At 38.9% G+C, this 25,268-nt stretch carries 29 protein-coding genes; all 29 read right to left on the bottom strand.

What is annotated here, in order from left to right; genetic code table 11:
• Positions 1–16: 16 nt before the first annotated feature.
• The 29 genes from flhB to topA all read right to left on the bottom strand — a co-directional run bounded on the left by flhB (position 17) and on the right by topA (position 25,199).
• On the bottom strand, positions 17–1,099 hold the full coding sequence (gene flhB, locus WDJ61_RS06895; protein ID WP_338754024.1) for a flagellar biosynthesis protein FlhB: 1,083 nt from the start codon (positions 1,097–1,099) through the stop codon (positions 17–19).
• 1 nt (position 1,100) lies between these two features.
• A complete protein-coding gene (gene fliR, locus WDJ61_RS06890; protein WP_338754022.1) occupies positions 1,101–1,877 on the bottom strand; it encodes a flagellar biosynthetic protein FliR in 777 nt (258 codons plus the stop codon).
• A gap of 4 nt (positions 1,878–1,881) precedes the next feature.
• Entirely contained in the window at positions 1,882–2,151 is a 270-nt protein-coding gene (gene fliQ, locus WDJ61_RS06885) for a flagellar biosynthesis protein FliQ (RefSeq protein WP_338754020.1), read from the bottom strand.
• A 13-nt stretch (positions 2,152–2,164) separates the two neighbouring features.
• Positions 2,165–2,830, bottom strand: a complete 666-nt coding sequence (gene fliP, locus WDJ61_RS06880; RefSeq protein ID WP_338754018.1) for a flagellar type III secretion system pore protein FliP — start codon at positions 2,828–2,830, stop codon at positions 2,165–2,167.
• Positions 2,823–3,515 carry a flagellar biosynthetic protein FliO gene (locus WDJ61_RS06875; RefSeq protein WP_338754016.1) on the bottom strand — a complete coding sequence of 231 codons (693 nt, stop codon included), beginning with the start codon at positions 3,513–3,515 and terminating at the stop codon, positions 2,823–2,825. Before WDJ61_RS06875 ends, fliP begins: the two co-directional genes overlap by 8 nt.
• A 19-nt stretch (positions 3,516–3,534) precedes the next feature.
• A complete protein-coding gene (locus WDJ61_RS06870) occupies positions 3,535–3,897 on the bottom strand; it encodes a response regulator (RefSeq protein WP_338754014.1) in 363 nt (120 codons plus the stop codon).
• Positions 3,898–3,922: 25 nt separating this feature from the next.
• Positions 3,923–5,107 carry a flagellar motor switch phosphatase FliY gene (fliY, locus tag WDJ61_RS06865; RefSeq protein WP_338754733.1) on the bottom strand — a complete coding sequence of 395 codons (1,185 nt, stop codon included), beginning with the start codon at positions 5,105–5,107 and terminating at the stop codon, positions 3,923–3,925.
• On the bottom strand, positions 5,100–6,101 hold the full coding sequence (gene fliM, locus WDJ61_RS06860; RefSeq protein ID WP_338754012.1) for a flagellar motor switch protein FliM: 1,002 nt from the start codon (positions 6,099–6,101) through the stop codon (positions 5,100–5,102). The genes fliY and fliM overlap by 8 nt, the downstream gene beginning before the upstream one ends.
• 26 nt (positions 6,102–6,127) lie before the next feature.
• Positions 6,128–6,580 carry a flagellar basal body-associated protein FliL gene (gene fliL / locus WDJ61_RS06855; RefSeq protein ID WP_338754010.1) on the bottom strand — a complete coding sequence of 151 codons (453 nt, stop codon included), beginning with the start codon at positions 6,578–6,580 and terminating at the stop codon, positions 6,128–6,130.
• Positions 6,570–6,791, bottom strand: coding sequence for a flagellar FlbD family protein (locus WDJ61_RS06850; protein WP_338754008.1), 222 nt, complete (start codon positions 6,789–6,791; stop codon positions 6,570–6,572). The genes fliL and WDJ61_RS06850 overlap by 11 nt, the downstream gene beginning before the upstream one ends.
• Before the next feature lie 59 nt (positions 6,792–6,850).
• Positions 6,851–7,693 (bottom strand): flagellar basal body rod protein FlgG, encoded by an 843-nt coding sequence (gene flgG / locus WDJ61_RS06845; RefSeq protein ID WP_338754007.1) that lies wholly within the window; start codon positions 7,691–7,693, stop codon positions 6,851–6,853.
• 27 nt (positions 7,694–7,720) lie between these two features.
• On the bottom strand, positions 7,721–8,527 hold the full coding sequence (flgG, locus tag WDJ61_RS06840) for a flagellar basal body rod protein FlgG (RefSeq protein ID WP_338754006.1): 807 nt from the start codon (positions 8,525–8,527) through the stop codon (positions 7,721–7,723).
• A gap of 49 nt (positions 8,528–8,576) precedes the next feature.
• On the bottom strand, positions 8,577–9,221 hold the full coding sequence (flgD, locus tag WDJ61_RS06835) for a flagellar hook assembly protein FlgD (protein WP_338754005.1): 645 nt from the start codon (positions 9,219–9,221) through the stop codon (positions 8,577–8,579).
• Between the two features lie 8 nt (positions 9,222–9,229).
• Complete coding sequence (locus WDJ61_RS06830) at positions 9,230–10,495, bottom strand: flagellar hook-length control protein FliK (protein WP_338754004.1); 1,266 nt, start codon at positions 10,493–10,495, stop codon at positions 9,230–9,232.
• A 28-nt stretch (positions 10,496–10,523) separates the two neighbouring features.
• A complete protein-coding gene (locus WDJ61_RS06825; RefSeq protein WP_338754003.1) occupies positions 10,524–11,141 on the bottom strand; it encodes a MotE family protein in 618 nt (205 codons plus the stop codon).
• 12 nt (positions 11,142–11,153) lie between these two features.
• A complete protein-coding gene (gene fliJ, locus WDJ61_RS06820; protein ID WP_338754002.1) occupies positions 11,154–11,600 on the bottom strand; it encodes a flagellar export protein FliJ in 447 nt (148 codons plus the stop codon).
• Complete coding sequence (gene fliI / locus WDJ61_RS06815) at positions 11,600–12,925, bottom strand: flagellar protein export ATPase FliI (protein ID WP_338754001.1); 1,326 nt, start codon at positions 12,923–12,925, stop codon at positions 11,600–11,602. Before fliI ends, fliJ begins: the two co-directional genes overlap by 1 nt.
• Positions 12,922–13,707, bottom strand: a complete 786-nt coding sequence (fliH, locus tag WDJ61_RS06810) for a flagellar assembly protein FliH (protein WP_338754000.1) — start codon at positions 13,705–13,707, stop codon at positions 12,922–12,924. Before fliH ends, fliI begins: the two co-directional genes overlap by 4 nt.
• Positions 13,700–14,713, bottom strand: coding sequence for a flagellar motor switch protein FliG (gene fliG, locus WDJ61_RS06805; protein WP_338753998.1), 1,014 nt, complete (start codon positions 14,711–14,713; stop codon positions 13,700–13,702). Before fliG ends, fliH begins: the two co-directional genes overlap by 8 nt.
• Before the next feature lie 12 nt (positions 14,714–14,725).
• Positions 14,726–16,312, bottom strand: a complete 1,587-nt coding sequence (fliF, locus tag WDJ61_RS06800; protein ID WP_338753997.1) for a flagellar basal-body MS-ring/collar protein FliF — start codon at positions 16,310–16,312, stop codon at positions 14,726–14,728.
• 51 nt (positions 16,313–16,363) lie between these two features.
• Positions 16,364–16,666 carry a flagellar hook-basal body complex protein FliE gene (fliE, locus tag WDJ61_RS06795; RefSeq protein ID WP_413789084.1) on the bottom strand — a complete coding sequence of 101 codons (303 nt, stop codon included), beginning with the start codon at positions 16,664–16,666 and terminating at the stop codon, positions 16,364–16,366.
• 20 nt (positions 16,667–16,686) lie between these two features.
• Entirely contained in the window at positions 16,687–17,145 is a 459-nt protein-coding gene (gene flgC / locus WDJ61_RS06790) for a flagellar basal body rod protein FlgC (RefSeq protein WP_338753995.1), read from the bottom strand.
• A 1-nt stretch (position 17,146) separates the two neighbouring features.
• On the bottom strand, positions 17,147–17,536 hold the full coding sequence (flgB, locus tag WDJ61_RS06785) for a flagellar basal body rod protein FlgB (RefSeq protein ID WP_338753994.1): 390 nt from the start codon (positions 17,534–17,536) through the stop codon (positions 17,147–17,149).
• A gap of 318 nt (positions 17,537–17,854) precedes the next feature.
• Positions 17,855–18,634 carry a GTP-sensing pleiotropic transcriptional regulator CodY gene (gene codY / locus WDJ61_RS06780; protein ID WP_338753993.1) on the bottom strand — a complete coding sequence of 260 codons (780 nt, stop codon included), beginning with the start codon at positions 18,632–18,634 and terminating at the stop codon, positions 17,855–17,857.
• A 102-nt stretch (positions 18,635–18,736) separates the two neighbouring features.
• Positions 18,737–20,149 carry an HslU--HslV peptidase ATPase subunit gene (gene hslU / locus WDJ61_RS06775; protein ID WP_338753992.1) on the bottom strand — a complete coding sequence of 471 codons (1,413 nt, stop codon included), beginning with the start codon at positions 20,147–20,149 and terminating at the stop codon, positions 18,737–18,739.
• Positions 20,150–20,162: 13 nt separating this feature from the next.
• Positions 20,163–20,708, bottom strand: a complete 546-nt coding sequence (hslV, locus tag WDJ61_RS06770; RefSeq protein ID WP_338753990.1) for an ATP-dependent protease subunit HslV — start codon at positions 20,706–20,708, stop codon at positions 20,163–20,165.
• Between the two features lie 17 nt (positions 20,709–20,725).
• Positions 20,726–21,628 carry a tyrosine recombinase XerC gene (xerC, locus tag WDJ61_RS06765; protein ID WP_338753989.1) on the bottom strand — a complete coding sequence of 301 codons (903 nt, stop codon included), beginning with the start codon at positions 21,626–21,628 and terminating at the stop codon, positions 20,726–20,728.
• Positions 21,629–21,688: 60 nt separating this feature from the next.
• On the bottom strand, positions 21,689–22,993 hold the full coding sequence (gene trmFO / locus WDJ61_RS06760; protein WP_338753988.1) for an FADH(2)-oxidizing methylenetetrahydrofolate--tRNA-(uracil(54)-C(5))-methyltransferase TrmFO: 1,305 nt from the start codon (positions 22,991–22,993) through the stop codon (positions 21,689–21,691).
• Positions 22,994–23,120: 127 nt separating this feature from the next.
• Entirely contained in the window at positions 23,121–25,199 is a 2,079-nt protein-coding gene (gene topA, locus WDJ61_RS06755) for a type I DNA topoisomerase (RefSeq protein ID WP_338753986.1), read from the bottom strand.
• Positions 25,200–25,268: the final 69 nt, after the last annotated feature.

The raw sequence follows: 25,268 nt of genomic DNA, 5'->3' as shown, positions 1-25,268 counted from the left end.
CTCCTAACAACAAAACTTACAATTTATTTTTCACTCGGTAAACATAAGCTAATACTTCCGCTACTGCTTTAAAAAATTCTTCAGGTATCGGATCACCAATTTCTGCTTGGTCATATAAAGCTCTAGCCAGCGGCCTGTTTTCCACCATTGTTACTTCATTTTCACCCGCGATATACTTGATCTTTTGAGCTAAATAATCGACTCCCTTGGCAACAACATAGGGGGCGTCTAGCTTTTCTTCATCATATTTTAACGCAATCGCGTAATGAGTAGGGTTGGTAATAACAACATCTGCTTCAGGGACCTCTTGCATCATTCTCCTCATCGCCATTTCACGTTGCCTTTGTTTCATCTGTGATTTGATTAGCGGGTCCCCTTCGGCATTCTTATATTCGTCCTTAATGTCTTGCTTTGACATGCGGATGTTTTTCTCAAAATCATACTTTTGATATAAGTAATCGAGAAGAGCGAGAAACAACAGCGCCATGGAGGCCGCGAGCCCCATTTTTAAAGTCAGTACACCTACTGTCTGTAATGCATCGGAGACTGATTTAAAAGACAGCTTTAATACTTCTTCAATATTCGACCAGAGCACGATAAATGTAGCAGTCCCAACAAATCCAATTTTCAAAATAGACTTTAGCAGTTCTACGAGTGCTCTTAACGCAAAAATACGCTTAAATCCTTTAATTGGATCGATCTTTTCTAACTTCGGCTTGAGCGGTTCACCAGTTAATAAAAAACCAACTTGCAAATAATTAGCTGCTAATCCCGCAAGTAGTGCCACTAGCATCACCGGACCAAGAATGTAGATAAGCTGCTGCATAGTTTCAAGCACAATTATCTTTAAATTCGCCTCCGTCACAGGCATTAACATATAGTTTTGTAATGAATGTCGAAAAAAGCCCAAAATATGCTTTCCCATAAAAGCAGCACCGACAAACAAAAAGCCAAAGATGGCAAGCAAGCTAATCGCAGTATTGACATCTTGACTCTTCGCGACTTGCCCTTTTTTTCGAGAGTCTTGACGTTTTTTAGGAGTGGCTTTTTCAGTCTTTTCTCCGGCAAAAAACTGAAGGTCTAACTGTAGCCTTCTCAAGTTAACCCCCCCCTAACAATGTCATCACATCGCGCATTGTATACAGCATAATCTCAAACAGTTTCTGAACAACTGTAAAGATGACTCCCATTACAATGATTAACACAATAAATGCCACGCCAATTTTGATCGGAAAACCGACGACAAAAATGTTCAGTTGCGGCACAGTTCTTGCCACTATTCCCAATGCCACATCTACCAAGAATAAGGAAGCGACAACTGGCATTGACATTTGAAAGGCGATAACAAACATGGAGTTGAACGCTTGACTAACGTATTCAGCTATTTGTCCATTCTCAAACGGAAGACCTACTTGATCGATCGGAATAAACTGATAACTGTAGAAAATCCCATCTAAAATTAAGTAATGTCCGTTCGTCGCCAGCAGTAAAAGCAAGGAAAACATATATAAATATTGACCGATGAGTGGACTTTGTACACCTGTTTGTGGATCAATAACATTCGCAATGGCAAATCCCATTTGAAAATCGATAAAGCCTCCCGCAATTTGAATGGCTGATAAAATCATATAAGCAATGAAGCCTATTAATAAACCAACCAATGCTTCTTTTATAATTAAAATAAAATACTCGCCATTTATTTCTAATGCAGGAAGATCAAGCGTATAATACATCGTCCACGACAGCACAATCGCAAACCCTATTCGATGCATCGCCGGTATCGTTCGATAAGAAAACAATGGCATCGTGACAAAAAAACATGACACTCGCACAACTATTAATAAAAACACCGATAGTTTCGGCAATAATTCTTCCATACTTTTACCCTACAAATCTCGTTAAATTCGTAAATATATCCAAGGTATAAGACAGCATACGACTAAGCATCCAAGGTCCGAAAAAAATCAAGCCAACCAATACAGCTACAATTTTTGGAATAAACGCTAACGTCTGCTCCTGTATTTGCGTCGTTGCCTGAAAAATACTGACGGCAAGCCCCACAACAAGGGCTAAAATAAGCAGAGGAGCGCATATCATAATCGTGGTATAAACCCCTTTTTCTGCTAAAGAAATAACCATTTCTGAACTCATTGTTTGCACCTACTTAAAAGCTTTGCAGCAAAGATTGAATCACTAAATACCAACCATCTACTAGAACAAATAACAAAATCTTAAACGGCAAGGAAATCATCACCGGCGGTAGCATCATCATCCCCATCGACATTAAAACACTAGCAACAACCATATCAATGACAAGAAATGGAATAAAGATCATAAACCCCATTTGAAACGCCGTTTTAATTTCACTAAGCGCAAAAGCCGGAACTAAAGAGGTTAATGGAATATCCTCTATCGTTTTCGGTTGCTCGGCCTGAGCATAATCTAAAAATAGCTGTAAATCCTTTTGCCTCGTATGTTCACTCATAAATTCCTTCATCGGTATGCTTGCCTTTTCATACGCTTCCTCTAAACCAATTTCATCATTAAGTAAAGGTTTCAATGCCTCATTGTTTACTTCATGGAACACAGGACCCATAATGAAAAATGTTAAAAAGAGAGCAAGTCCAATTAACACTTGAGTTGGCGGCATTTGCTGAGTAGCAAGCGCCGATCTCACAAAGGACAAAACGATGACAATTCGTGTAAAACAAGTCATCAATATTAAAATACTAGGTGCTAAAGACAAGACCGTTAACAATAACAATAACTTAACGGAAGTTGCCACTTGATCAGGTGAACTATCGTTAAATAACTGGATAAACTCATTCATCTTGCCCATTCTCCTTGCTATTCATTTTCCTGATCGCTTTCTCTCTTGAAAGCTTCATATGACTAAGCTTGTCTTCAAACACCTTTTTAAATTTCTCCTGATCTTCATTGGTGCTTGGTTGATCAGACTTCCATTTATTCATGATATTCGACACCATGTCTTTCGGCTGTAGCATTTGATCCATTTGATCATTGTACTGTTGAAGAAAACGTTCATATTCTTCTTGATCACTAATTTCTTTCAATAATTGAATATCCTCACCTACACCAAGTACAAGCAAGCGATCTCCCACCTTAACGATTTGAACGGATCGATTCCCTCCAAGAGGCGTTCCACCAACATGTTGGATCAGCTTCGTCTTTTGATAAGAACGACTTTTTTGATTGACAAATCGCAACAATAAATAAATGAGCGCCACAACAAAAACTAACGCTCCTATCATTTTGACGAAATCCCAAATCGATAGTCCAACGGCTTGACTGTTTTCATTTTCTTTTTCTGTATGTGATTCTTTTGGCTCTTTTGGCTCTTTTTTGTCAACATCTTGCTGACATTTTTCTGGGTGTTCAATACAATCTTTAACATTATTGTTAAATGGCTCTGCCCAGGCAATAGAATAATTGCCTGTGAACAGAGCCACACTAAATAATATGAGAGCTATGGACTTTATCACTTGTTTAATCAAAGGGTGCACCTTCTTAAGCTTAAGCTAAAGTTTTTGAAATGGCCTCAATCACTCGATCAGCTTGGAACGGTTTAACGATAAAGTCTTTTGCTCCCGCTTGAATCGCATCAATAACCATCGCTTGTTGGCCCATCGCTGAGCACATAATAATTTTTGCGTTTGGGTCTAACGCCTTAATTTCTTTTAATGCCGTAATGCCATCTTTTTCAGGCATCGTAATATCCATTGTAACTAAGTCTGGCTGGAATTCTTTAAACTTTTCAACCGCTTGAGCGCCATCTGCGGCTTCCCCAACTACCTCAAAGCCATTTTTCGTTAAAATGTCCTTAATCATCATTCTCATGAATGCTGCATCATCTACAATTAAAATACGCTTTCCCATTATCATGTCTCCTTTTACTTAAATCTTATTTCAAATTATTCAAACGGTCGCTCTGACTCAAAATATCTGTAATCCGAACACCAAAATTTTCTTCTATTACAACTACTTCTCCTTTAGCAATCAATCGGCTATTGACAAGAATATCAACTGGTTCACCAGCTAATTTATCCAATTCAATAATCGATCCTGATGTTAAATCAAGGACATCCTTTACGGATCGAGTCGTTCTACCTAACTCAACTGTCACTTGCAGCGGAATATCAAGAAGCATATTTAAGTTACGAGCTTCATGCTGTTTCAATGCAGGCTGCTCAAATGTAGCAAAAGAAGCTGATTGCACATTCACATTCGGCTGTTTTGGCCGCTCTTGTATATGAAGTGGCACCGATTCTTGCGCTTGTTGAACAGGTACACTTTCCTGCACTGCTGGTTTTGGTTCCGCTTGTTTTGCCCCCTCGTTACTTGGCTGAGTCACTACAGGTGCTTCTGCTGATGGCGCAGCGGATACCGCTTCTTCAGAAGAATTGATCAGCTCATTTACTAAGCTTTTAGCGAAATTCAATGGCAGCAGTTGCATAATATTAGAGTCAATTAAATCTCCAATGGTTAGTCGGAAAGAAATTTTGACAAGTAAATCAAGTTCTGGTATGGTATCGGCACCCTCGCCTTGCTGTAAATCCATTAAAGCAATGACTGGAGGTGAAATATCTACCTTCTTACTAAAAATGGTGGACATCGAAGTCGCCGCCGACCCCATCATCTGATTCATGGCCTCTTGTACAGCGCTTAGTTGAATTTCTCCCAAATCTGGATTAGGCGAAGTACCATCGCCACCGAGCATTAAATCAGCAATAATGGCTGCATCTGTTTGCTTAATGACTAGCAAATTCGCGCCAGAAAACCCTTCTGTATACTCCACTTCAATAGCTACATATGGATGTGGAAATTCGTCTTTTAATTTTTTTCTTTCGATGATTGAAACAGTCGGTGTAGTGATATCCACCTTTTGATTCAATAAACTAGAGAGAGCCGTAGCTGAACTGCCAAATGATATATTTCCTATTTCACCTAGCGTATCTTGTTCAAACGAATCCAAGTAATCTTCCACGTTAGTTAACGATGTACTTGAAGCTTCGTCTTCTTTACTGTCTTCTCCAGGTCCTTTCAACAAAGCATCAATTTCTTCCTGAGATAGCATATCATCACTCATCATCGTCTTCTCCCCCCTCTATATGGTCAAGAATTTGTACAGCCAATTGTTTATTTATTTTACCCGGCTGTGCCGTAAACTTTGGTTTTTGACCAACTTTAACAGACAGGGGCTCGTTAATACGCTGTTTCAATTCAATAACATCTCCTATTGCAAGAGTTAGGAATTCCTCTATCGAAATAGCTGAATGTCCAAGCTCTGCGACAACAGATACATCTGCTTTTTTAATACGTTTCTCAAGCTTTTCGAGTTCACCTGGCGCTCTTTCCTTTTTATCTGGATTTTGCATCCAGTAATGAACAGATAATTTAGGAATAATCGGCTCTAATACAACGTGCGGAATACAGATATTGATCATTCCGGTCGTTTCACCAATTGTCGTGTTTAATGATATCACAACTACAGTTTCATTAGGTGATACCATCTGCAAAAATTGAGAATTCACCTCAAATTCCGCCATCAAAGGATCAATATCGACAAGATTCACCCAAGCTTCTCGATAATTTTCGAAAGCTCGTTCAAACATATTCGACATGATTTTTGTTTCTATTTCCGTTAAATTGTCGACTTTATTGACGCTTAACCCTTTTCCGCCTAACAATCGATCTAACATCGCATATGCTACATTTGGGTTAACCTCCATTAAAATTCTTCCCTCAAGTGGAGGAACCTCAAATACATTAAGAATCGTTTGATTAGGAATGGAGCGAATAAATTCTTCGTAAGGAATTTGATCAGCCGATACAACCGCAATTTGAACGTATGTACGAAGCTGAGCTGAGAAGAACGTCGTTAAAATGCGAGCGAAATTATCGTGCATTCTCGTTAAACTTCTGATTTGATCTTTCGAAAAACGCAACGCCCTTTTAAAGTCATACACTTTAACCTTTTTCTCTTCTTCTTCCTTCTTTAGCTCATCAGCGTCCATTTCGCCAGTAGATAAAGCCGACAATAAGGCATCAATCTCGTTTTGAGATAATATTTCTCCCGACATGCCTTCACCTCCGTCAAATGAATTAATTATTGGATGATATAAGAGGTGATATACACTTCAAGAACTTTTCCATCCTGCATAATTTCGTTTAATTCCATTTTTAATTGTTCTGTTAACTTCTCTTTTCCTTTACTTCCTTTTAACTCTTCTGCCTTCATTTCAGACAGCTGCTTAATAATAATATTTTTTGCTTGAAAGTCACGCTTCGTCATTTCTTCCATCGCTTCTTTACTATCCGTTTGGATTTTAAAAGAAATTCGAATGTAATCATCCGACGCTAAGTTCGTTGTCAATTCAGGTATATCTACCGATGATTCAATGACTTCATCGATCGTCGGTTCTTTCGCACTACCTTCATTTGAAGATTTCAAAATAATAATGACGGCGACAGTACCTACTAGTAAAATAACCGTTAAGAGAACGAGCATTATCGTTAAAAGCTTATTTTTGCTTTGCACTTCTTGTGTTTCAGTCTCCATCCCGATCCTCTCCTATATCTATTTTCCCCAAAAGATGAACGCGACGATAAAAGTCCTCCATCCGCTTTCTTACTTCATCCTCGGATTCACGAACGAGAAACTTCTTTCCATTAGAAAGCGTAATCGTTGTATCCGGAAAGCTTTCCACCATTTCAATATAAATGGCGTTTAATAAAAAGGGTTTGCCATTCAATCTCGTCACATTGATCAATATAATTCAGGGTTGAAGCGACACTCCAACCCTGGACCCTCCCCTATGTGCATAATCACTTAAAATTTTCTCAAATTAGCTATTTCTTGCATAATTTCATCCGAAGTAGAAATAATCCTCGTATTGGCCTGAAACCCTCTCTGAGCAGTAATCATCTCTGTCAACTCTTCAGAAAGATCAACGTTGGACATTTCTAACGCGCCAGAAACAATGGTTCCTGTCCCATCTTCTCCTGGCCAGCTATATATGGGCTCCCCTGAGTTAGCGGTTTCGACAAAAGCATTAGAACCGCTTTTTTCTAGCCCTTCAGGATTGGAAAACTTAGCGAGAGGAATCACTCCTTCTACTACATTATTTCCATTTTGATCGGTATATCCAATCGTTCCATCTTTGCCAATGCTAACATTCTGTGCAGTCGGCGGAATGGTAACCGGAATATACAAAATAGCAGTTAAAGGATTCGCTGGATTCGGCACGGCTTTAATTAAATAGTCACCATCAGAGTTGACTACATGACCATTTTGATCTAAATAAAAATTGCCGGATCTCGTGTATTTTTTATCCGTGATCGTTCCGTTCTCTCCTTTTCCTACCATAAAGAAGCCCTCACCTGAAATGGATAAATCTAGAGCACGTCCAGTTGTTTGCAGACTGCCTTGCGTGTGTATATTATTAATCGCTGACAGTTGCACACCTAACCCCGCTTGCTTCGGATTTACTCCTCCCTTAAACACTTGTCGGGGAGCTGCTCCGGTAATTTGCTGACTCCATACATCTTTAAAAGTGGTACGACCTTTTTTAAATCCATACGTATTCACGTTAGAAATATTATTGCCGATGACATCTAATTTTTTTTGAAAATTAGACATCCCGCTAATTCCTGAATACATCGACCGAAGCATTCAAGTCCCCCCTACTACGCTACTAAATTATCGCTTTAAGTTCACTAGTTCTTGTAAAATTTCATCAGATGTCGTAATGATACGAGTATTCGCCTGGAATCCACGCTGTGCAACGATCATTTCTGTGAACTCTTCAGAAAGATCGACGTTGGACATTTCTAGTGTACCGGCAACAAGTACGCCAGTGCCTTTGTCTCCAGGGGCCGCAGTTGTTATAGTACCTGAGTTTGGCGTTTCTTCAAATAAATTGTTTCCAACTTTCATCAAACCATCTGGATTAGCAAACTTCGCAAGTTGAATAGTTCCAGCTGTTTGTAACGTTCCAGTATCATCTGTATAAGTAACTTTGCCATCAGCGCCTATACTCAACTCTTTAGCTGTTTGAGGAATTTTAATATTTCCAACAGTTGTTCCTGTCCCAGTTGTTCCTTGAATGAAGAGTCCATCACTATTTACTAGATTTCCATCTTTATCTAAATAAAGATTTCCCGCTCTTGTATACAATGTGTTATTGCCATCTTTTACTTGTAAAAAGCCATCACCAGAAATCGCCACATCCAGCGGACGATACGTTGTTTGAGTACTCCCTTGCGTTTGAATCGTATCAATAGCAGCTAATTGTGAACCAAGCCCAACTTGACGTGGATTCGTCCCTCCGCGTCCATTTCCTGGAGCACTTGCCCCTGCCACTGATTGACTGACCATATCTTTAAAAACAACGCGCCCTTTTTTAAATCCATACGTATTGACATTGGCAATATTGTTCCCGATGACATCCAGTTTCGTTTGAAAACCTTTCATTCCACTGATTCCTGAGTACATTGAGCGTAGCATAATTGAATTTCCCCTTTCGATTTTCGAAATATTTTTTTAAGTTTCGTGTTTATTCAATTTTTGTTAACGCGGATGCGGCGATTTTTTCGCCATTGTCTAAATGTAGCCAAATATTCCCATCTTTCATAGATACAGATTGAACGGTAGCTGTTTGTTCAGCTCCCTCTTTCTCCCATGTGACTTTATGACCGATTAACTGACTTGCTTCGACAAGTGAATTGCCACTTGAAGTGGTTCCGCCTATAATCTCAGAAATATTACCTGGTTCTAACTTTGTACCATCTTCAAGCGTAAACTCGACGCCACCCTCTTTGAACTGAACAGAGACGATTTTGCCTGTTCCTTCAATTACCACTGGTGGCTCGTCAGGTTTATCCTGATCAGCTTCAATTTTATGCCATTTGATTTCTTTACCAACAAATGAATGGTAGCCAATCATTTGTGATGCATATTGCACTTGCACTAGTTCCTCTATCGCGGCTGTCATGTTGATTTGCTGTTCAAGAGTCGAGAAGGTCGCCATCTGAGCAATCATGTCTTTGTCTTCCATCGGATTTAAAGGATCTTGGTTTTGCAGCTGTACCATTAAAAGTTTTAGAAAGTCATCTTTTCCAAGTGAGCTGTTACCTGTCTGACGTTGCTTTTTATTATTTTCTAAATATAAACTGTCATCAATGTTTGACACCTGAGACATATGATCACCTAAACTTCCATATTTTCTAGTACATCTTTAAATTGTTCTACTGGTTGGTCTTCTGTTTCTTTTTGTTGTTGTGACTGTTGCTGTTGTTGCTTCGTCTGTTGTTCCTGCTGTGACGAACGATCAAACTTTTGAGGGTCCGCTTGACTATAGGACAATTCAATTTTATCAACTGTAATATTTTGTTGGGCGAATGCTTGCTTTAAGCTATGAACATGTTGCTCAAACAAGTCCTTCACCATGGAGGTCGAAGAAAGAATCTTCGCCGTCATCACACCATTTTGCTGTAATAACTCAATTCTTAAGCTACCGAGTTGCTCTGGATAAAGTTTAATAAGCAAACGATTGCCATTTGGCGTTTTCATTAAGTTAGAATTGCCAAGAACTTGTGAAAATTTTTCAATAAACTGCTCCATATTCATTGGCTTTGGATTGGTTGACACCCTCATCATCAAAGTTTCTATTTTTGACATTGGATGAAAAATAGGTTGAAGGATGATTCCTTCTTTAGGCATTGCTTGAGTTGTTTTCACAACAACAGGTGATGATGGTTCTTCACTTAGATGTTGATAGTTTTTAAATGCCTGTTGTAAAACACTGTCTAATTTACTTGAAAGTTCTTTCAGCATCCCCTTTAATGCTTGTTGTTGCTCTTGAGCATTTACATGGCTATCCGCCTTTTCACTGAACAACTCCCAGACCTTTGCTGCTTGTAATAAGGTGTTAACTAATTTGCCTTCACCTTTAGGCCAATCTTGGGGAGAAGTTGTGGTCAGTAATTGGAGCATATTGAACATGTCACTTATATCCTCGGGGATCATATTGAGCATGTCACTTCTGTCCTTGGGATTCTCTATTTCTTTAGAAGTATCCTCGCTAATGGGGCCTTGTTCTACTGTGTCGTTTCCAGTTGTCATATTAGTGAACTGTTTCATCAGCTTCTCAAGCATACTTTTTAACTCAGTTGTATCCATCCCTAGAAAAAGAGCTAGGTCTTCAAAGGACGGCATTTTCCCATCAGACATCCATTCCTTCGCTACTTTCTTCACCCCTGGGGCCATACCGGTTAATTCATCGATGTCTTTCGCGGTGATGATTTGTTTGATCGCTTCTAACAGCTGCCGTGTTTCATTTGGCATAGTTGTACTCGCTTCACTTGTTTCAGCACTTAACATTGATTGGAATGTGGCTCCGAGTCCCGCTTGCTTAGGTGGTATGGCTTGATTCGTCTGCAAACCACCTAAAAATATATTTCCTACACCTATCATCTATTTGTCACCTCTATGTATTTCTTTCTCATTGAGTGAGCATTTTCGTATACTTTGCAGCTGTTTCTGGCGGGAGCTTCTCTAAAATTTCCGCTTGCTTGTCTGTGCTCATCTCTGAAATAATACTAACCGCTTCATTATCAGATAAATTTACAAGAATATTAGCGATGTTCTTCGGTGACATTGATTCATACGTATCAATCAATGGGTTATCGCCTTTATCATCTGTCTTGCCTTTACCACTGTCTTCTTCTTGTTTTTGCTGTTGTTCCAATTCAATCTCTAATCGATCTTTTTCGGTTAACAATTTCTCGATTTCCTGATCAGAAGCTTCGAGTTTTTTTTGTAACTTCTCGATTTCTGCTTTTTGATCTTCAACTTCTGCCTGTAATGAGACTAGCCGATCCTTCGCTACTTTGCTGTCTTTCGATGATTCACTATCAATCATTGAAGAGACGCCCGGAATGCTCGCACCAAGCTCCTTCGCTTTATCAAAAATATTAACACCAGCGATTGTCATGACAATCAGTGAGACCGTTACTGCAAAAAGGAGGGGAATAATAACAGCAAAAAGAAGCCATTGTAATTTACTAGTTTTATTTCCTTCTTCGTATTCTACGATTTCTTTTTTCTTTTTTCGTGCCATAATCGCTCTCACCTAATTTCTTTGGTTCATAAATTGGATCGTTGAAATTTCATCCATTTGATATTGCTCCGTTACGAGCAAGCATGCATTAAATTTCTTAAAATCTTTTTCTTTCATTTTCTCGTATTTTTTCACTTCGATATTTCTTTCCTGTAATTGCTGTTCGCACCATTGCATTTTATTACGAGCATTAATGACGATTTGCTGTTGAAAAGAGATCGTTTGTTCAAGATTGGAAACAAATTGTTGATAATGCTGAACTTCGTATATCGAAAAGCCACTGACCATTTGCGTTTCTTGATAATCAATTAACTCTTCTTTTTTCTTTAACAGCGTATAGAGCTTTTCAGCTGCTTGCTCAAATTTTTTCATCGATTCCATGTAACTAGTTTGCATTTCCTCTTTTTCTTGTTCTCTTAGCTGCAATATTTTTTCAAATTTATAGTTATAAGCTACCATTATAATTCTCCTTTTTCAGCTAACTGAATGAGGGATTGAATGCTGGTGTCTAATGTCACTTTTTCTTCTGTTTGCTGCTTTAAAAACGAGAGGATCTTCGGGTAATAATGAATGGCTCGGTCAATTTCAGCGGATGATCCTTTTTTGTAGGCACCAATATTAATTAAGTCTTCCGAATTCAAATACGTACTCATCAATTCTCTTATGGTGATGGCTGCTTGTTGATGTTCTTTGGATGCTAAATGACTCATTAATCGACTGACACTTTTTAATACATTAACAGCTGGGTATTGCCCTTTATTGGCCAGTTCTCGATCTAACACAATATGGCCATCAAGAATTCCACGAACGGCATCGGCAATCGGTTCATTCATATCGTCCCCATCTACTAGTACCGTGTAGAAAGCAGTGATCGTGCCATGGTGATTCGTTCCGGTTCTCTCAAGCAGCTTAGGCATAATCGCAAACACGGAAGGAGTGTATCCTTTCGTGGCTGGAGGTTCTCCAACCGCTAAGCCAACTTCCCGCTGTGCCATGGCGACACGAGTCACAGAGTCCATCATTAACATGACATTTAATCCCTTATCTCGAAAATATTCAGCAATGGCTGTGGCAGTAAACGCTCCTTTGATTCTCATTAATGCTGGCTGATCAGAAGTAGCAGCGACGATGATGGAGCGTGCTCGCCCCTCAGGACCAAGGTCTCTTTCAACAAATTCACGGACCTCTCTTCCTCGCTCGCCAATTAAGGCAATCACATTAATATCTGCATTTGTATTTCTAGCGATCATTCCAAGCAAGGTACTTTTACCTACACCACTTCCTGCAAATATCCCTATCCGTTGTCCTTTCCCAACCGTCAATAAGCTGTCAATAGCCCTTACTCCCACTTCCAATTTCTCACTAATAGGTGGCCTGCTTAGAGGATTAGGCGGTTTTTTTTCTGTCCCCACTGTTGTCAATGTTTTCGGCAAGGAAGTACCATCTAAAGGGTTCCCCATAGAGTCAATTACTTTCCCTATTAAAGCAGGGCCCACTTTCACTTCAAGTGATCGGCCTAAATTTTCGACTAAACTACCAGGAGAAATGTCATTAATATCTCCATAAGGCATTAAAACAACCATTTCCTCTTTAAATCCAATCACTTCCGCCGGAATAAACGTCTTAGGTTGTTCCTCTTTATTCGGATAAATATAACAAACATCACCAATTGAAGCTTTCGGACCTTGGGATTCAATCATAAGCCCTATCACTCGTTTGATCCGACCGTATCTTTTATATGTATCTAACTGTTCCATTTTCGATGACAATGTCGTTATATTCACTGTTCTTCACCTTCAAGAAGTTCAAATAATTGTGTTCTCAGTTGCCATAACTGACTATCGATGCCCACATCAATTCTTCCTTGTTTCGTATCTATATAGCAGCCGTTTTCTTCAAGCTCTTCATTTGGATAAATGTAAATAAGAGTATTGACAGGAAACATAGCTTCAATTTCTACTTTTTGATCAACGACGAGCGGATAATTGATTGGATGAACATGAATTTGGATTTCTTTTTGGTCGTATACTTCTTTCAATGCTTGCTGTAAGACAGGAAGGAACATATCGGGATGCTCCTGTAATACCTGTCCTAGAATTTTCTCAGCGGTTTGAATAGCTAGATGCAAAATCGTCTTTTCTGCTTGTTCAACATTTTTTTGATATTCTTGCTGCGAACTAACTACCGTTTGTTTAGCTGCTGCGATTAATTGCTCGTATTCGCTGTAGCCTAGTTGCTGACCTTCTTGAAGGCCGCTTGTTACACCTTCTTCATGAGCTTTCTCTATTAACAGCTTTCTTTCTTCATTCCACGCTTGTCTTTCTTCGTTCACTTGCGCTCTAATTTCTTCGCTTTCTTCTCTAGCTTTTTGGGTGATTGAATCGGCTTCTGCATAGGCCTCACCCAATCGCTTCTGCCTTTCTGCTTCGAAAAAGGCCATTTGATTACTTTCTTCTTGCTTTTGTTCCTCTATCAGTTCTTTCTCTGATTGAACCACTTTTATTTCAATCATTTTTTGGAGCTCACTGATCATTTCTGCTCTTTGAGATTTAATCAATCTAGACAATGATATCATCTCCTCCGCCACGCGCGATGATGATTTCACCAGCTTCTTCTAGCCTACGAATAGTAGCTACAATGCGGGATTGAGATTCTTCCACATCACGGAGACGAACAGGACCCATATACTCCATTTCTTCTTTAAAAGTATCAACCATCCGTTTAGACATATTGCGGAATACAACATCCTTCACTTCTTCACTAGATACTTTCAATGAAAGCAATAGATCTTCATTTTCACAATCACGGATGACACGTTGGATTGATCTGTTATCCAATGTAACGATATCTTCAAACACAAACATCCGTTTCTTAATTTCTTCTGCTAGCTCTGGGTCTTGAATTTCAAGTGCATCCAAAATCGTTTTTTCAGTTGCTCGATCCACACCATTCAACACTTCCACAACAGCCTCTACTCCACCTGTTTGTGTATAATCTTGAGTGACAGTTGCGCTTAACTTCCTTTCAAGAATCGCTTCGACTTCATTGATAATTTCAGGAGATGTACTATCCATGATCGCTATCCGTTTAGCAATATCCGCCTGCATGTCTTGAGGCAACTCAGATAGAATTTGACCAGCTTGTTGCGGATCCAAATAGGATAAAATCAATGCAATCGTTTGTGGATGTTCATTTTGGATAAAGTTTAATATTTGATTAGCATCTGCTTTCCTTGCAAAATCAAAGGGTCTTACTTGCAAAGAAGAGGTCAGTCTATTAATAATCATTTGCGCCTGGTCTTGACCAAGCGCCTTCTCTAAAACGGTTTTCGCATAACCAATTCCCCCTTGACTAATATAGTCTTGAGCAAGGGCAATGTTATGAAACTCTTCAAACACATCTTCTTTAATTTCAGATTCAACCTTCTTAACACCAGAAATCTCTAGTGTTAAACGTTCGATTTCTTCCTCAGACAAATGTTTGTATACTGACGCAGATACGTCAGGACCAAGAGAAATAAGAAGAATGGCTGCTTTTTGTTTACCTGTCAATTTTTTCTCTCTAACGACCACTTCCAACCCCTCCTAATCCTCTGATAACCATGACCGTAATAACTTGGCAAATTCTTCTGGTTTGTCTTTTGCCATTTTCTCTAATTGTTTTCTTTTCATGGATCCTTCGTCTGTTACTTCTTTAATCTCAGCAATAGTTTGAGGGATCTCAAATTCTTCTAATTCTTCCTCTTCCTCTTCCTCTGTATTTCTACGAGAGCGAATCATTAGGAAAACTAATACACCAATGACAACTAGTAAAATTCCACCAATAACATAAGCCCACCATGGCAATAACGGCTGTTCCTCTTCTTTAAAATCAACCTTTCCATTGAATGGCTGAACAGAAACAGCGATCTTATCCTCTACATCTTGATCAGTGAGCTCCGCACCGTAATCCTTATCGATAGAGGTACGAACAATCGTGCCAAGCATTTGTTGAATATCATCTACGCTCTCTTGCGGAAGTGAATCAGGATCGTCAGCCTTAGGCGGTTCAACCATCACTTGAATACCTAAATCCCTGATTTTATAAGGACTTTCGGTAATCACTTTTCGAATTCGATTCACTTCATTGTTAATCGTTTCTTCTGTTCGTTCATAATCACCTGACTCTCCCGTTCCTTGCATATAGGTAGAGCCGAGAGCATCAGCAGGATCTTCTCCTTGAGGAACACCGCCAGCAGCCCCATCACCAGTAAACGTTTCGGTAATCCTTTGGGCGCTAATTTGAATTCCTTCCATATTTTCTTCATCTACAGGAGTGACAAGATTTTCTTCTCTCTTTTCTTGTGTAAAATCGACATCTGCCGTAACAGATACAACCACTTTCTCTGGACCCATTAATGTGCCAAGCATATTTTGAACTTGCCGTTGAATATCACGTTCAATTTCTCTTTTCACATCCATTTGCTGAGCTAGACTATTTCCAGATAATGAGTCTCCATTTTGGATATCAAAATACTCAAAGTTTTGATTCATAATCACGATGTTTTCTGTCGGCAAATTTGGCACACTTTTAGACACTAAATGGTATAAGGATTTGATTTGTTTTTCATCAAATTCATATCCTGGTTCTGTATTTAATACGACAGAAGCAGAAGCTTTCTCCCCATTCTCCTTGACGAACACATCTTCTTCAGGAAGGGTGATCATCACTTTTGCGTCTTTCACCCCTTCAATTCCTGTCATAAGCTGAGCTAGTTCCGTCTGCATCGCATCGAGCTTCATAATATCAAACTCATTATCTGTCATACCAAAACCAGCATTTTCACTAAAAAAGCTATAATCAATACTTCCCGATTTCGGAAGTCCTTCAGCGGCTAAGTCCACTTTTAATGTATCTACTACTTCGCTCGGAACAAGAATCCCCGTTCCACCTTCCGTAATCTCATATGTAACTCCTCGCCCATCTAGATTTTCCTTTATTGCTCCAATCTCAGTAGGGGAAAGATCGCTATATAACGGAACCATATTCTTTTTTGTTGCGAGAAGGACTGTCACCGTGATAGCCGCTACAAATAGTAAAAAAGCACCTATCCCTATCATCTTTTGCTTTTTCGTTCGACTATTCCAGTATTCCTTTATTCTATTTACTTGCTGACTAAATTTATCATTCATCACAATCCCCCGGTTATTTCACTACTAATTGCAAATTTTTTTCATAAGCTATTACATTTGCATTCTCATGATCTCTTGATATGCTTCAACCACTTTGTTTCTTACTTCCATCGCGAACTGCATTGAAACATTTGCTTTTTGACTTGCGATGAGTACTTGATGAAGATCGACATCTTCTCCACGAATCATTTTGTCTGTCATTTGCGTAGATTCTGTCTCTAGTTTATTCAATTCATTGATTGAGTTTTTAAGCGTACTAGCAAAATTTTCTTGTGCTTCACTAGGTGACACTTTTTTGCTATTGTCTATAGCATTTGTTTTCATAAACGGGGATACTCCCTGAATTGATTCGATAGCCACTCTATCCACCTCCGTTATTTACCAATCTCTAACGCTTTCATCATCATTGACTTAGATGCATTGAATACTGTTACATTTGCCTCATAAGACCGAGTAGCCGACATTAAGTCGACCATTTCTCTTAATGGATCAACATTAGGCATTTGTACATACCCTTCTTCATTCGCATCTGGATGGCTTGGATCATACACCATCTTGTACGGAGTCACATTGTCATCAACAATCTTTGTCACTTTTACCCCATCGCCTGCTCCATTTGTTTGCTTACTCATCGCTTTATTTAAAAAGCTAGAGAATTGAGCTTGTTTCGGTTGTAACACGACAGATTTCCGTTGATATGGCTGCCATTCTCCATCGACTAATTTTGCACGAGTCGATTCCATATTGGCCATATTCGAAGAAACAACATCCATTCTCAACCTTTGGGCTGTTAAGGCCGATGAAGTGGTGTTCATGCTTTGGAACATGGACATGTTACTTTCCTCCTTTAATTACATTTGTAAGAGAATTAAATTTCCCAGCCATTCGATCAGTAAGCGCATTAAAGTAAATTTGATTGGTCGCTAAATCCGACATTTCCTTATCAACATCTACGCTATTACCGTTTTGGTTATAAGAGACATTTTGCTTCGTCACAATAGCTGGATGATCACTTGATTGAAATTCAAAATGGCGAGAATCGGTACGGTTAGCAGTCATTGCATTATTGAGCGCATCCGTAAACACTTCCTTAAAGCTAACATCCTTTGCTTTATAGTTCGGTGTATCTGCATTAGCGATATTGTTCGCCAACGTTTTTTGCTTTAGTGCTGAATAATTCAGCCCTTTCTCCAAGGTTACGAAAGAACCATTAAATAAATTCACTTACGATCACTCCAGCTTTCACTTTATTATTAATTTGATAACAATAACGACAAATCGACATATATCTTTAAAATTCTGCAACTAAATATACTACAAATATATTCATTTCACACTATATTTTACAAAAAATAAATATTTTTTTACAAAGTCACATGTGAAAGCAATTAAAAATAGGATATATGGCATAAAAAACTACTTTTTGGGAATCGCATATCCTTATTTAATCACAAATTCCTATGAACAACAAATGATAAAAAGCACAAATTTCGTAAAACCAATAAAAAATCACCTGTCGTAAACAGGCGATTTTCTATTATATTAGTTTGATTTTAGTTTTTCTAGTTCCATTAAAAACTTATCATTTAGGACTTTAATATACGTCCCTTTCATACCTAACGAACGAGATTCAATAACACCAGCACTTTCTAATTTACGAAGCGCATTGACAATAACTGAACGTGTGATCCCTACTCGATCAGCAATTTTAGATGCAACCAATAGTCCTTCTTTTCCATCTAGTTCTTCAAAAATATGCTCAATCGCTTCTAACTCACTATAAGATAATGAGCTGATAGCCATCTGAACAACCGCTTTGCTTCTTGCCTCTTCTTCAATTTCCTCTGCTTTTTCACGAAGAATTTCCATTCCAACAACTGTCGCTCCGTATTCCCCTAAAATCAAGTCATCGTCATGGAATTGTTCCTCAAGGCGAGCAAGAACCAATGTTCCTAACCGTTCTCCAGCACCACTAATTGGCACGATTGTCGTAAATCCATTTTTAAACAATTCCTTATTTTCGATAGGAAATGCCGTATATTCACTGTTCACATCTAGATTAGAAGATGTCTCTTGGATATTGAAAAGGCTATTTGTGTACTCTTCAGGAAATTGGCGCTCAGCTAACATTTTTTTCATACGCTCATTTTCAATTTGTTGATTAACGCCAAACCCCAATAATTTTCCACGACGACTAACAACGAAGATATTTGCTTCAATGACTTCAGATAAAGATTCTGCCATTTCTTTGAAGTTCACTGCTTTACCAGCTGCATTTTGCAACATTTTATTAATCTTTCTCGTTTTATCTAATAAATTCATAACTAAATCCTCCTACAAATGACTGAATATTCTACAGCCGATCCTAGTATTTCATTTTTTAAACCCATTTCATTTTACCCATAGTTTAGATAATTTGAAACATTATAATATAAATTGACTTAAATCTTTATTTTTAGAAATAGCCTCTAGCTTCTCATTTACATACTGAGAGGTGATTGTGATTTTTTCCATTGTAATATCAGGGGCTTCGAAGGATAGATCTTCAAGTAGCTTTTCCATAATCGTATGAAGTCTACGCGCACCAATATTATCAGTATTTTGATTCACTTCAAAGGCCATCTCAGCAATTCTACGAATAGCATCGTCAGAAAATTCAATTTCTATACCTTCAGTTGCCAATAATGCCTCGTATTGCTTTAACAATGCATTATCTGGTTCAACAAGGATCCGAACAAAATCTTCAACCGCTAATTTTTGTAGTTCGACGCGAATAGGAAAACGGCCTTGTAACTCAGGTATTAAATCTGATGGCTTTGACATATGGAAAGCCCCTGCCGCGATGAAAAGGATAAAGTCCGTTTTGATCGAACCATATTTTGTGACAACTGTTGAACCTTCAACAATTGGTAAAATATCTCTTTGTACCCCTTCCCTTGAGACACTGCCTGAGGATGATGCCGCACCTTTAGCGGCTACCTTATCAATTTCATCAATGAAAATGATTCCTGTTTGTTCCGCTCGGTTCACAGCCTCCTGTGTCACATCATCCATGTCAATAAGCTTCTGTGCCTCTTCCATCGTTAAAGCTTTCCGAGCTTCTTTTACTGTCAGTTTCCGTTTCTTTTTCTTTTTAGGCATTAGGCTACCAAGTGCATCCTGCATATTCATACCCATTTGCTCCATACCTGAGCCTTGGAACATATCGAACATCGATGGCGGTTGTTCTTCTACTTCAATTGTTACTATTTCCTCTTCCATCTCGCCGCGCGCCAATCGATCAGCAATTATTTTTCGCTGTTCACGAATAGTCATTTCTTCCATGGAATCATCCGTACTCGTATCTACTTGATTGCCATTTCCGCCAAATAACATTTCAAATGGGTTTTTCACAGTAGCCGTTTTCTTTTTTGAAGGGACTAACAATTCAACTAATCGTTTATTCGCCGCTTCTTTTGCAGGCTCCTGCACAGCTTGGATTCGCTCTTCTTTCACGATTCTAACAGCCGTTTCAACTAAGTCACGGACCATGGATTCCACATCACGCCCAACATAGCCAACTTCTGTGAATTTCGTGGCCTCCACCTTTATAAAAGGCGCTCCAGATAGTTTGGCAATTCGGCGAGCGATTTCGGTTTTACCTACTCCAGTTGGACCAATCATTAATATATTTTTAGGAATGACTTCATCACGTATTTGCTCATGCAGGAAGCTACGACGATAACGATTTCTTAACGCAATAGCCACCGCCTTTTTCGCATCCTTTTGACCTACAATATACTGATCTAGGCGTTCAACTATTTGTCTAGGTGTTAGCTGTAATGATTTGTTCTCCATGTCTATTCACTCCTCAGTCGAGTTCTTCCACAATGATCTGATCATTCGTATACACACATATGTCGCCAGCAATTTCAAGAGCTGCTTTAGCAATTTCCTTGGCTGTTAAATGTTCACCAGAAAATTTCTTTAGCGCTCTACCAGCGGATAATGCATAATTACCACCAGAACCAATCGCTAGTATGCCATCATCAGGTTCGATTACTTCACCTGTACCGGAAATTAACAACAGATTAGATTCATCCATCACAATAAGCATTGCTTCTAGCCTGCGTAACACTTTATCTGATCTCCACTCTTTTGCAAGCTCAACGGCTGCACGTTGCAAATTCCCATTGTATTCTTGAAGGCGATTTTCAAACAGCTCAAAGAGAGTAAAGGCATCTGCTACTGATCCAGCAAATCCGGCAAGTACTTTTCCATTAAATAATTTACGCACTTTGCGAGCGGTATGCTTCATGACCACAGCATTCCCAAATGTCACCTGTCCATCTCCTGACATAGCACATTTTCCTTTATGCTGTACTGCAAATATTGTCGTTGCATGAAATTGTTCCATCTCTTTAGACTCCTCCTTTAGGCACGCGGATGATGTGATAAGTATGTTTTACGCAAATGTTCTTTTGTAATATGTGTATAAATTTGAGTGGAAGACAAATGTGCATGACCAAGTAATTCCTGCACGGTTCTCATATCCGCTCCATTATTTAACAAATGAGTAGCAAATGTGTGCCTCAGCATATGCGGATGGATCGTTCCTGTTAACGAAGCCTCACTAATAAGCTTCGTTAATATATAGCGGATTCCCCTTGGTGTCAATGGGGTTCCTCTATGATTAACAAATAAATAGTCATGTTTTTTGACCGATTTCATTAACTCTTCTCTTTGTTCAGATATGTATCTTTCTAGTGCTTCATGAGCAAAGCTTCCAAAAGGTACATAACGCTGTTTTTGACCTTTCCCGTGAACCAAGATGACCGACATCTCAAAATCAATATCCTTTAATTCGATAGCGGCACACTCGCTGACGCGCATTCCCGTTGCATAGAGAAGTTCTAACAATGCTTTATTACGGATTTGTAATGGGCTTTCTCCTTCACATACAGCAAAAAGCTCTTTCATTTCTTCCTCGTAAAAAAAGGAAGGTAACTTCTTCGCCTCTTTTGCCTGTTGAACGAGAGTGAAAGGATTTTCTTTAATCACTTTTTCCCGAACTAAATAGCGAAAAAAACTTCGCAAGCTTGAAATTTTTCTAGCAATGGATGACCTAGCCATCTGCTTTTCATAAAGTCTGGTCAAATACAAACGCACATCAAAATATTCAATGTGATCTAATGCGGCCGTTCCTTGTTCATTAATGAACAAAAAGAATTCTTCAATATCTCGGTTATAACCATCTATTGTATAGGCAGAGTAATTTTTCTCGATTCGCAAATATTCAATAAAATCCCTTAAATAATTATTGAAAAGCTTCGACATCAACACACCCCATAAAGGCTACTAAATAGTATCATACTACTGTAGCCCACGCAATAAAGTTTACAAACTTTTCACAAAAGTTTGAATCTTTTCTAATGCTCGAGTAGCGTGCGCTTCATAGCGCTCTTTTTTATTCCTAATCTTGACAGGAAGTTCAGGGAATAAACCAAAGTTGGCGTTCATCGGTTGAAAATTCTTTTCATTAGCGGTTGTGATATAACGAGCCATACTACCAATAGCTGTTTCAGGAGGAGCAATCAACGGGTCTTCTCCCTTCGCTAACCTCGCAGCGTTCATCCCAGCCATTAAACCACTAGCTGCTGATTCAACATACCCCTCAACTCCGGTCATCTGACCAGCAAACAATAGACGATCCTGTTCTTTTAATTGATAAGTTGACTTCAACACTTTCGGTGAATTAATAAATGTATTTCTGTGCATCACTCCGTAACGGATAATTTCTGCTTGTTCAAGACCTGGGATCAATCTCATTACTTCTTTTTGTGGACCCCATTTTAAGTGAGTTTGAAATCCAACGATATTATACAAAGTTCCTGCCGCATCATCTTGTCTTAACTGCACGACAGCATACGGTCTCTTTCCTGTTTTTGGATCTTCTAGACCAACAGGCTTCATCGGTCCGAACAGCATTGTTTTCTTCCCACGCTTAGCTAGAACTTCAATCGGCATACAACCTTCAAAAAATATTTCCTTTTCAAACTCTTTTAAAGGAACGGTTTCAGCTGAAATTAACGCCTCGTAAAAACGATCAAACTCTTCTTCTGTCATCGGACAGTTTAAATAAGCCGCTTCACCTTTATCATAGCGAGATTTCAAATACACCTTATTCATATCTATGCTATCTTTTTCAATAATAGGAGCTGCTGCATCATAAAAATACAAATAATCTTGACCTGTTAATTCCTTTAACTTTTGAGACAACGCTGGACTTGTCAATGGTCCAGTAGCAATCACGGTAATACCTTCAGGAATTTCCGTTACTTCTTCATGAAACACAGTGACATTTGGATGATTCTTTACTCGTTCTGTCACTTTCGCCGCAAACTCATGTCGGTCAACAGCTAATGCTCCTCCTGCCGGCACTGCACAATCATCGGCAGCAGAGATAATAACAGAATTTAACTTTCTCATTTCTTCTTTTAACACACCAACGGCATTTGTTAATCCATTCGCACGCAACGAATTACTGCATACTAACTCGGCAAATTGATCCGTATGGTGAGCAGGTGTTTGCTTCACGGGACGCATTTCATATAAATGTACTTTGATTCCTCTTTCTGCTATTTGAAATGCCGCTTCACTCCCTGCTAAACCAGCACCTATGACGTTAACTGTTTTCTCCATATTTATACAACCTCCTGAACAATTAGTGGTACGTACAATTATATCCCTAAAGCATTGTACAACAGTCGTTCCTATAAAAAAAGCATTATATACTAAAAAAACAGAAAAAAGCGGGTTCTCCCCGCTTTTATGTCTGTGGCTCCTCTTTATAATCACAACTGGTACATTGAATCTGTACACCTTTTTTCAACTTCTTTTCAACTAATAGTTGTTCACATTTCGGACATTTTCTTTCAATTGGCTTATCCCACGATAGAAAATCACATTCTGGAAAACCATCGCAGCCGTAAAAAATTCGTCGTTTCTTACTTTTTCTTTCTATTATATTACCTTCACTACACTTCGGACATTTAACACCGATTTCTTTCACAATGGCTTTTGTGTTTCGGCAATCAGGAAAATTGGAACAAGCCATGAATTTCCCATATCGACCCATTTTAAAGACCATCGGATGACCACAACTTTCACAATCTTCACCTGCTGGCTCATCTTTGATCTCTACTTGTTCCATCTCGGCTTCCGCTTTGACTAAATGCTGTTCAAAGCCTTTGTAAAATTCATCGATTACTTGAACCCATTCGACTTGTCCATCCTCTACACCATCGAGATCTCTTTCCATTTTTGCAGTAAATTCTACATCAATGATATCAGAGAAAAACTCAACCATTAATTCATGGACAATTTCACCTAGCTCTGTCGGAATGAAGCGTTTATTATCTAACGAAACATAGCCACGCTTTTGAATCGTATCTAGCGTTGGTGCAAAAGTAGATGGACGACCAATACCAAGTTCTTCGAGTGTTTTCACAAGACGAGCTTCTGTATATCTCGGTGGTGGCTGCGTGAAATGCTGTTTCGGGTCAATGTCTTCTGCCTTCACTTTGTCTCCTACTTCTAAGTTTGGCAATTGCTTCTCTTTCTCTTCTTGTCCATCATCTGACCCTTCTACATATACCTTCATAAACCCAGCAAATTTAATTTTGGAACCGGTTGCACGAAATGTTATTTCCCCATTGACAACATCTGCACTTACCGTATCCATAATAGCAGGAGCCATTTGACTAGCAAGGAATCGCTCCCAAATCAATTTGTATAAACGAAGTTGATCTCTTGATAGAGAATTTTTTAAGCTGTTCGGTTCTTTTAAAATACTAGTAGGACGAATGGCTTCATGTGCATCTTGAGCATTCGATTGTTTTTTATCTTTCTTTGTTACTCCCTTGGTTGTGAATTCTTCACCGTGAGTTGTCTTCACATAGTCGTAAGCTTCTTTTTGAGCCACTTCAGAAATTCTCGTTGAATCGGTTCTCATGTACGTAATTAAACCAACCGTTCCTTCTTTTCCAAGATCGATCCCTTCATACAATTGCTGTGCAAGCATCATCGTTTTTTTCGCTCTAAAATTCAATTTACGTGCCGCTTCCTGCTGTAGAGATGACGTTGTAAATGGCGGAGCTGGATTTCTTTTTCGCTCTTTCTTCGTCACACTTGCCAACTGAAATTCATTACCTTGAATCGTCGAAAGGATCGCTTTCACTTCTTCTTCTGATTTCAACGCTACTTTCTTTCCAGCTTTCCCATAAAAGGTCGCCTGGAATGTGTCTTGGTCTTTCAAGAATTTCGCATCAATGGTCCAGTATTCCTCTGGTTGAAAGTGTTGGATCTCTTTTTCACGATCGATAATTAACCTTAATGCCACAGACTGCACTCTTCCGGCACTAAGACCCTTCTTCACTTTCTTCCAAAGAAGAGGGCTAATATTATAGCCAACAAGCCGATCTAATATTCTTCGTGCTTGTTGAGCATCGACAAGATCCATATTAATCGGTCTTGGGTGTTTAAAAGATTCTTTAATTGCGTCTTTTGTGATTTCATTAAAAACCACTCGACAATCAGATGAAATATCGAGATTTAAACTGTGTGCTAAATGCCAAGCAATCGCTTCTCCCTCTCTATCGGGGTCCGCTGCAAGATAAATTTTCTTTGCCTTTTTCGCTGCTGTCTTTAGTTCTTTTAAAACTGGGCCTTTCCCTCGAATCGTTATATATTTTGGTTCATATTGATGGTTTACATCTACACCCATCTGACTTTTTGGCAAATCACGCACATGGCCCATGGATGCTTTCACTTTATATCTCTTCCCCAAATAACGTTCAATCGTTTTTGCTTTTGCAGGGGATTCTACTATTACTAAATAATCTGACATGCTTAAACCTCCCCTAGAGGTGAAAATAAATAGATGTAACAAACATTATTATCTGTCTTAATGAGGATT

It is taken from the genome of Bacillus sp. FJAT-52991, assembly GCF_037201805.1.
Lineage (GTDB): Bacteria > Bacillota > Bacilli > Bacillales > Domibacillaceae > Bacillus_CE > Bacillus_CE kandeliae.
The sequence above is the reverse complement of the archived record's forward strand: the minus strand, read 5'-3'. Positions and strand labels throughout refer to the sequence as shown.